Below are 7,697 nucleotides of genomic sequence, written 5' to 3'. Positions count from 1 at the left end.
GGTGGTCCCATGCCGAACACGAACGCAGCAATTACTGCTGCAAGGATGACAGTAATGGCGACCATCAGGATTACACCGATGACCGGTGATACTGCGTCCTCTTCCTTAAGGAATCGGTTTGCTTTGCACATTTGCGTGTTTCTCTCCTGTTCATTGGATTTTACATGTTTTGAGATTTTTTCTTCTGGACGACCCTCTCTAATTTCTTCGTCCACATTTTATCTCCAAGGTCCGTGTATTCACACTCGAGATAGTGCTGTACAGCGATGCTAAGAGCCTCCTTTGTAGAAGGCTCATTACACTTTTTCTTTAGAGCTTCAAGTTCTTCTTCTGTCAGCACGGTCTGAGCGTGTACGATTTTCACCATTATATCTTCCTGATTGAGTTTTAGTTATACATGCAATTGCATGATTTCATCATCATTATTATCATAAATTCTGCAATATAAAAACTTTGTGTTATGACATGGGCCATAAGGCATCATGGATATAAGATATACAATATTTATATGTTTATTTGTATATAAGTATAATATCTGGAATTTAATGTTCCTGCAAATAACATATTTCCACTTTCAGGCTGATTCTAGTGTATTTTTATTCTTTAAATGCATTTTGTTCTCTGAACAGTTCACATCTCAGATCCAAACCCATTTTAATTCATGTCTGCGCAAACTACTTAATCCAATCAGTAGTTGAACCTCCTATTAATTTTCCTGTGTTCCGCAGGTGTATTACCATGAGCTCAAGCCGTTTTGTTATTACCGTCATAGGTATCGATAGAGTAGGTATAGTGGCTGGCATTACTGCAGTAATGGCTACACATAACGTAAACATAGTGGACATCAGCCAGACCATCATGCAAGGCCTCTTTACAATGATCATGCTGGCAGAAATTACGGATGAGAATTTCGATCTCTCCGCATTCCAGAACAGCATGACAGATGAAGGCCGCAAGTTTGGAGTGGAGGTCAAAGTACAGCACGAAGACGCCTTCACCTGCATGCACAGGATCTGAAGGGTGAAATCATGCTCATTCATCCCGAAGAGATACTCGAGACCATCAAAATGGTCACTACTGAGAGCCTGGACATCCGTACGGTCACCATGGGCATCAACCTGCGTGATTGCAGTCACCCCGACATCGATGCGTTCAACGCCAATATCTACGAAAAGATAACCACTTATGCAAAGGACCTTGTACAGGTCACAGATGAGATATCACGCCTCTACGGTGTGCCTATAGTCAACAAAAGGATCTCTGTAACTCCTATCGCCATTGTGGCGGAAGCCTGTAAATGTGACGATTACGTTTCCATAGCACAGACAATGGATAAAGCAGCCTCAAAGGTCGGTGTGAATTTTATCGGAGGTTTTAGTGCCCTGGTGCACAAAGGCATCACTCCCGGTGATATGCGGCTCATCAACTCCATCCCCCGGGCTCTTGCAACCACAGAAAAGGTCTGTTCCTCGGTCAACGTAGCAACCACCAATGCCGGAATAAATATGGATGCTGTGGCTCTCATGGGCAGTATTATCAAACAGACTGCAGCCCTTACAGCAGACAGAGGTGGCATCGGATGTGCCAAGCTTGTTGTATTTGCCAATGCTCCCGAGGACAATCCTTTCATGGCAGGAGCATTCCACGGTGTAGGTGAAGCTGACTGTGCAATAAATATAGGAGTTAGCGGTCCCGGGGTAGTGAATGCAGCTGTTCGGGCTCTCAAGGACCCCACATTGAATGAAATCTCGGAGACCATCAAGAAAACAGCTTTCAAGATCACACGTATGGGTGAAAAGGTAGGACGCGAAGTATCATCCAGGCTCAATGCGCAGTTTGGCGTATTGGACCTGTCCTTAGCCCCAACTCCGGCTGTTGGTGACAGCGTGGCCGCAATACTTGAAGCCATGGGTCTTGAGAGATGCGGTACCCACGGGACCACTGCAGCCCTTGCCATGCTTAATGATGCAGTGAAAAAAGGCGGTTCTATGGCATCATCCTCCGTAGGTGGTCTGAGCGGTGCCTTCATTCCTGTCAGCGAGGATGCAGGTATGATCCGGGCTGTGCGGGACGGTTCCCTTAACCTGGAAAAGCTTGAGGCCATGACCAGTGTGTGCTCCGTAGGTCTTGACATGGTGGCCGTACCAGGTGATACTCCCGTCTCTACAATAGCTGCTATTATCGCAGACGAGATGGCAATAGGCATGATCAACTGTAAGACCACAGCCGTACGTCTGATCCCTGTACCCGGTAAAAAGGTTGGGGATGAGGTGGAGTTTGGAGGCCTGCTGGGAAGGGCACCTGTAATGCCAGTGAACCGTTTCAGTTCGGAGAAGTTCATTTCCAGAGGTGGGAAGATACCGGCCCCTATACAGGCCCTGAACAACTGATCGCCAGCTTCCTGCACAATTCATGACAATGGATACAGTTTAAATCTTGGATTATATCGGGGATACAGCATGAACGTCACATTGATAGGGATGCCAGGTTCAGGAAAAAGTTCCATTGGTAGGGAGGTTGCCAGGGTACTTGAGTATGACTTTGTGGACATTGATCAGCTGATACGGCAAAAGGCAGGGTGTAGTCTTCAGGATATTATAGATACTAAAGGCGATGAAGCTCTGGTACTTATGGAAGAGAAGATTGTTCTTGGTCTTAGTATCGATGATGGCATGATCATATCTCCCGGTGGTAGCATAGTGTACTCAGAAAAGGCAATGAACCACCTTAAAGAAAGGTCTGTTATTATATTCCTGCATACCCCTCTTTCAAGGGTCAAACAGCAGATCAATAATCAGGACTCCAGGGGTATAGTAGGTTTAAAAGGCCGAAGTCTCGAGAAACTTTTAGCCGAGAGATTTCCTCTCTATCAAAAATATGCTGACATGAGTATTGACATAGGCGACAGAGATACTGTTAGCTCTGTGGCCGGCAAAGTATTGGAAGCCATCCGCTATGTACCGGAAAAGTGAACATTTGTTCTCTTCTTCCTTCTTTTCTTCTTCAAATTGCCGGATGTATGGTTGAATCATAAAAGGACCCCGTATGTCCTTTTTATTTTCAGGCATTTTATTGGGTATTGGCATTAGTGCTAATATCTGTTATGCTTTTTATTTTACGTTTTTTGTTGCTATTATTTTTAAAATAGTTATCACCATCAGCTATATATATCAAAATATTATATCAAAAGTGTTACTAAATAGTCCAATCTTCATACTTTAATATTATTGGAGGAATAATATGCATATACCCGATTCATTCGTACCTCTCTCGCAGGCCATTATCTATTGGATAATAGCGCTGCCTTTCATTTTCATGGCCCTCAAATGGGCGGGAAAAGAAATGGATGACACGAAAGTTCCCATACTTGCTGCCCTTGCGGCTGGCATATTTGCGATTCAGGCCCTGAACATCCCCATAGGCATGGGTACAAGTGGTCACATGGTGGGAGCTACACTCGTAGCAATCATATTCGCAAGCCCCTGGGCTGGTGTGCTTGTGCTGACTCTTGTGTTGCTCGTACAGGGTTTCGTGTTTGCTGATGGTGGTATTACTACCATGGGTGCCAACATCCTTAACATGGGAGTTATTTCAGGATTCGTAGGCTACTATACGTTTTCCGCCCTCATGAAATCCAAGCTCAGCCTTCAGATCTCATCCTTCGCAGGTGCATGGTTTGGTTTGCTCGCATCAGCTCTTGTATGCGCTGTTCAGATGTATCTTGCTGGTACCTTCCCGCTGGTGCCAGGACTAATTGCCATGGGTACTTACCACTTTATCATAGGGCTTATAGGCGAAGGTCTCATCACAGCTGTAGCAATTACAGCAATTGCAAGCTCAAGGCCCGATCTGCTGGAGAACAAATCACTTGCAAGGGGTGTAAAAGCATGAGCAAGAATGTAACTGTCAACAGCAAATCCAATATGAAGTTTCTCTATGCAGGTATAGCCATAGCTCTTATACTTGCTGTACTTGCTCCTTTCCTTGCATCTCCTGATCCGGATGGCCTGGAAAGTGCCGCAGGAGGCGTTGTAAGCGAGGAAAAACTGGCAGAGATGGAAGAAGCGGGATCTGTGTTCTCCTCTCCAATGCCCGATTATGGTATAGAGGGAATGGGCAAATCAGGTGAAGTGGCTGCTATCGTTGTTGGCACTCTGCTTGTTCTTGGCATAAGTTATGGTTTAGGGAAAATGATAAAGAAGTGAGTTATATCATTTCTTTCTTCTCTTTTTTGTTTCAGTTCCGGCCCGTTTAATGCCTAATTTCATTGTTTATTTATGTTTTCGTGGGGGATATCTTTTCAACTGAGATCTATAAACAGAAGGTAAGATGCAACAAGTATTGTCAGTGTGGTTACGGAAAAAAGCACATCTGACGTCTTCAGGTCTTTGCTGCGCATTGGAACGTTCCCGTTCTGTCCGTATCCTCTGCACAGCATACTTACGTATGTTCGTTCCCCCTGTTCATAGGCCATTACAAAAATTGAACTGATTGTATATCCTATCTGTTCCAAGATCCACCTGTGGCGGACCTTTTTGTTCCATATATTGAACAAACGGCACTTCTGAGCAGTACGAATACGTTTGAGCACACTCCAGAACAGAAACAAATAACGGACCATCATGGTAAGCAGCAATGCGATCTCCTTTGGGATACCCAGTTGTCTTGCAGCCCCAACTATATCGTGCATCTTCGTGGTAGAAGACAGAAGTATTATGGCACTGATGCATACGATGAACTTTGCCAGCAGTGTTATGCCAAAGGCCAGTCCTTCGTATGTCACTGTTAGTCCCAGTGGCAGATCAATAGGGTATTCCGTAAAGGACCCAAAGAACGGCTGTCTTACAAAAGGCTGGATCACAATTATTCCAAGACCGAATGGCAGCACTGCAAGAAAGCGGACCATCACATACACAGGGTTCAGCTTTGCTAAAGCCATTAGAGCGATAAGGTATAACTCTACGAATGCCAAACGCATCAGATTATCTTCGTGGACTCGGGGCAGGCTTACAGTGAATATTATTATCAGGATCATAGCAAGGAGCTTTACCCGACCATCAAGGCGATGTACCGGACTATCCTTGTAAGCTTCCTTCTCAATATCTGTAAGTGTTATCTCCATGCAGCTGCCTTCTTTTATTCTCTGGGTTCATTTAAGAGCCTCAGTATCTCATCCCTGGCATCAGCAGGTGTAACTTTTGTTTCTACATTCAGCCCTTCGGCTTTGAGCAATTCAAAAACTCCTGCTATCCGGGGCATTCTCAGGTGCACATGTTCCAGCAGTCCTGGTTGTTTGAATATCTCTTTTGCTGTCCCATGTGCTTCTATTCTGCCATGGTGCATCAGGAAGACCCTGTCAGCAAAAAGCGGTACCATGTCAACATCGTGAGTTGACAGTATTATTGTTATTCCCAGGTCGCTGTTCATCTTCTCAATGACAGTCATTATGTTTTCCGCACTCCTTGGGTCAAGTCCGGCAGTAGGTTCATCCAGCACTATGACCTCTGGTCTCATAGCCAGGATACCGGCAATAGCAACACGTTTTTTCTGCCCCCCGCTAAGGTGGTGCGGAGACCTGTCTTCCAGTCCTCTCATATTCACAAGTCCTAAAGCTTCATTAACCCTTGATGCAACCTCTTTTTCTGACAGGCCCATGTTAACAGGACCAAAAGCCACATCCTGCTCTACAGTAGGTGCAAGGATCTGGTCATCGGGATTTTGGAAGACAATGCCTACTGTCTGGCGGACTTTCACTATGTTTTTCTTCGATATGGGCTCTCCATGGACAAGCACCTCTCCGGAGTTGGGTTTAAGGATACCGTTCAAGTGTTTGAATAGTGTGGATTTTCCAGCACCATTGGCCCCCAGAAATGCCACTTTTTCTCCAGGATATATTTCCAGGTTTATGTCCCTGAGTGCCTCTATGTTGCTATTTCCATAAGAATAGGAAAGATTCCTCAGTTCAATGATAGGTGTAGTGGACCTCATATTGCCTTGCTTCAATGTTTCTCACATGTGACTGGTTTTGTGTTAGTACTGAATTCCAGAAATATCTGGCATCGTGTGAGAAATATCTGCCTTATTATTACTTTCAGCGTGTTTGATATGCAATACTAGGCCACATATTTATATATGGTGGTAAGCAACAATAACCGATGTCTATTCGGAAATCCATGAACAGATATTGTTTTTATACCAGTGTTCCCTTAGATATGCGATACCATGCAGGATAGATCAATTCATTCGAACATACGCCCACACCCTCTGATAGATTTCAGGAATATCACCGTTATTCGTGATGGCAGAAAGATCCTTGATTCTATTTCCCTGCAAATAGATGTAGGTGAGAACGTCGCTATCATTGGCCCCAACGGCTCTGGAAAATCTTCTCTCATCAAGGCCATTACCAGAGAATACAGGCCATTGGTTAATTCTCCAGGTCTTGTCTGTCGTATCATGGGAGAAGAAAGGTGGGATGTGTTCGATCTTCAAAGTTTGCTGGGGATAGTCTCAGGTGACCTGCAGCAGGAGTATACTCGGGATATTTGCGGCTATGAGGCAGTGCTCTCGGGTTTTTTTAGCAGTATTGGTGTGTATAAGAATCATCATGTTACATATGAGATGAAGTGCATAGTCCAGGCAGTCATGGATCTTCTGGAAATCTCTCATCTTCGGCATAAAACCATTTCTCACATGTCAACAGGTGAGGCAAGGAGAATTCTCATCGGAAGAGCACTTGTCCATGATCCTCTGGCTCTTGTACTGGATGAGCCTGCCAACAGTCTTGATCTGCATAGCCTTCACAAGTTCAGGGAAGTAATGCGCAGGATCGCAGGTGCCGGAAAAAGTATAATTCTTGTGACACACAATCTTCAGGATATAATTCCGGAAATAGAAAGGGTCATCCTGTTCAGAGATGGCAGGATTTTCATGGATGGGCCAAAAGAGCAAATTCTGACCTCCTCCAATCTTTCCCTGTTATTCGGATTGCCAGTAGAGGTCCAGGGGACAGATGGGTATTACCGTGTCTGGTGTTGAAGTCCTTTTTTAGGAAAACTTTTGTTAATGCCTGTTTTTCTCATCGTATTGTGGTTATTTTGCGGTATTTCCTTCTCCACCTTGAAAAAATGTGTGGCAGGTAATATTTGTGTGTTTATTTGATCGCTTAACTTCCCGGACCTTTCAAATCTCCTTCGCGAAATGATTGCCTTTTCTTTTTGTTTTTCCGAATGGCAATATATAATGGACGTGAAATGCTTACTTTTTTCATCCGGTTTCAATGCATAGGCAGGATCATGCAGCTCCCAGAACAGTTCCAATAATCTCTCATAAGGAACTATTTTTGGGTCAAAGACCACCTGCACAGCCTGTACAAGGTCATTTCTGTTCTCCGCTCCTCTTTCAAGTCGGGGGTATTGTACCTCATCTCCTGTGTATCCTGTGGCAGTAGTAATTATTCCTCTGGCTTTGTTACAAAATACTGCTTCTACTTTCCAGGAAGCTCCGAGGGCAAAGGTTGCGATCTCATATTCATTTATGGGGATATTTTCCAGTTTATTCATTTTTACTTCCCCTGTTTTATCATTGATTCTCAGGTTTTGTAAATCATCTCTGAAGGGTCTAAAGTATTGAACTCATCAGTAGTTATATACAACTAAATATAATAATCTTTTTCTTTAATTGATTGAGATGCCTTT

11 protein-coding genes are annotated in these 7,697 nt (G+C 44.2%); 6 read left to right on the top strand and 5 right to left on the bottom strand.

What is annotated here, in order from left to right; translation table 11 throughout:
* On the bottom strand, nt 1-131 hold a 131-nt coding region (locus tag ACCM36_RS10095; RefSeq protein WP_370573633.1), incomplete at its 3' end, for a type IV pilin.
* Nucleotides 132-160: 29 nt separating this feature from the next.
* Nucleotides 161-367: a DUF5371 domain-containing protein gene (locus ACCM36_RS10090; protein ID WP_298683728.1), complete on the bottom strand. Its 207-nt coding sequence runs from the start codon at nt 365-367 to the stop codon at nt 161-163.
* 371 nt (nt 368-738) lie between these two features.
* Here ACCM36_RS10090 and ACCM36_RS10085 point away from each other — a divergent pair, with 371 nt between their 5' ends.
* From ACCM36_RS10085 to ACCM36_RS10065, 5 genes are all read left to right on the top strand, one after another.
* Entirely contained in the window at nt 739-1,017 is a 279-nt protein-coding gene (locus tag ACCM36_RS10085; RefSeq protein WP_370573632.1) for an ACT domain-containing protein, read from the top strand.
* Between the two features lie 11 nt (nt 1,018-1,028).
* The gene (locus ACCM36_RS10080; RefSeq protein WP_370573631.1) at nt 1,029-2,390 is read left to right on the top strand and encodes a PFL family protein; all 1,362 of its coding nucleotides are present in this window, start codon (nt 1,029-1,031) and stop codon (nt 2,388-2,390) included.
* A 69-nt stretch (nt 2,391-2,459) separates the two neighbouring features.
* A complete protein-coding gene (locus tag ACCM36_RS10075) occupies nt 2,460-2,972 on the top strand; it encodes a shikimate kinase (protein ID WP_370573630.1) in 513 nt (170 codons plus the stop codon).
* Between the two features lie 268 nt (nt 2,973-3,240).
* The gene (gene cbiM / locus ACCM36_RS10070) at nt 3,241-3,891 is read left to right on the top strand and encodes a cobalt transporter CbiM (protein WP_370573629.1); all 651 of its coding nucleotides are present in this window, start codon (nt 3,241-3,243) and stop codon (nt 3,889-3,891) included.
* Nucleotides 3,888-4,205, top strand: coding sequence for a PDGLE domain-containing protein (locus tag ACCM36_RS10065; RefSeq protein ID WP_370573628.1), 318 nt, complete (start codon nt 3,888-3,890; stop codon nt 4,203-4,205). Before cbiM ends, ACCM36_RS10065 begins: the two co-directional genes overlap by 4 nt.
* A gap of 95 nt (nt 4,206-4,300) precedes the next feature.
* On the opposite strand, the gene cbiQ is transcribed toward ACCM36_RS10065, so the two are convergent.
* A complete protein-coding gene (cbiQ, locus tag ACCM36_RS10060; protein ID WP_370573627.1) occupies nt 4,301-5,122 on the bottom strand; it encodes a cobalt ECF transporter T component CbiQ in 822 nt (273 codons plus the stop codon).
* Between the two features lie 14 nt (nt 5,123-5,136).
* Entirely contained in the window at nt 5,137-6,003 is an 867-nt protein-coding gene (locus ACCM36_RS10055) for an energy-coupling factor ABC transporter ATP-binding protein (RefSeq protein WP_370573626.1), read from the bottom strand.
* 219 nt (nt 6,004-6,222) lie between these two features.
* Between ACCM36_RS10055 and ACCM36_RS10050 the strand changes: the two genes are divergently transcribed.
* A complete protein-coding gene (locus tag ACCM36_RS10050) occupies nt 6,223-7,038 on the top strand; it encodes an ABC transporter ATP-binding protein (RefSeq protein ID WP_370573625.1) in 816 nt (271 codons plus the stop codon).
* On the opposite strand, the gene ACCM36_RS10045 is transcribed toward ACCM36_RS10050, so the two are convergent.
* Nucleotides 7,020-7,562, bottom strand: a complete 543-nt coding sequence (locus tag ACCM36_RS10045; protein WP_370573624.1) for a peptide-methionine (S)-S-oxide reductase — start codon at nt 7,560-7,562, stop codon at nt 7,020-7,022. The genes ACCM36_RS10050 and ACCM36_RS10045 overlap by 19 nt on opposite strands.
* Nucleotides 7,563-7,697: the final 135 nt, after the last annotated feature.

The organism is Methanomethylovorans sp. (genome assembly GCF_041305605.1).
Taxonomy (GTDB): Archaea; Halobacteriota; Methanosarcinia; order Methanosarcinales; family Methanosarcinaceae; genus Methanomethylovorans.
This window is presented reverse-complemented; position numbering and strand designations above follow the sequence as displayed.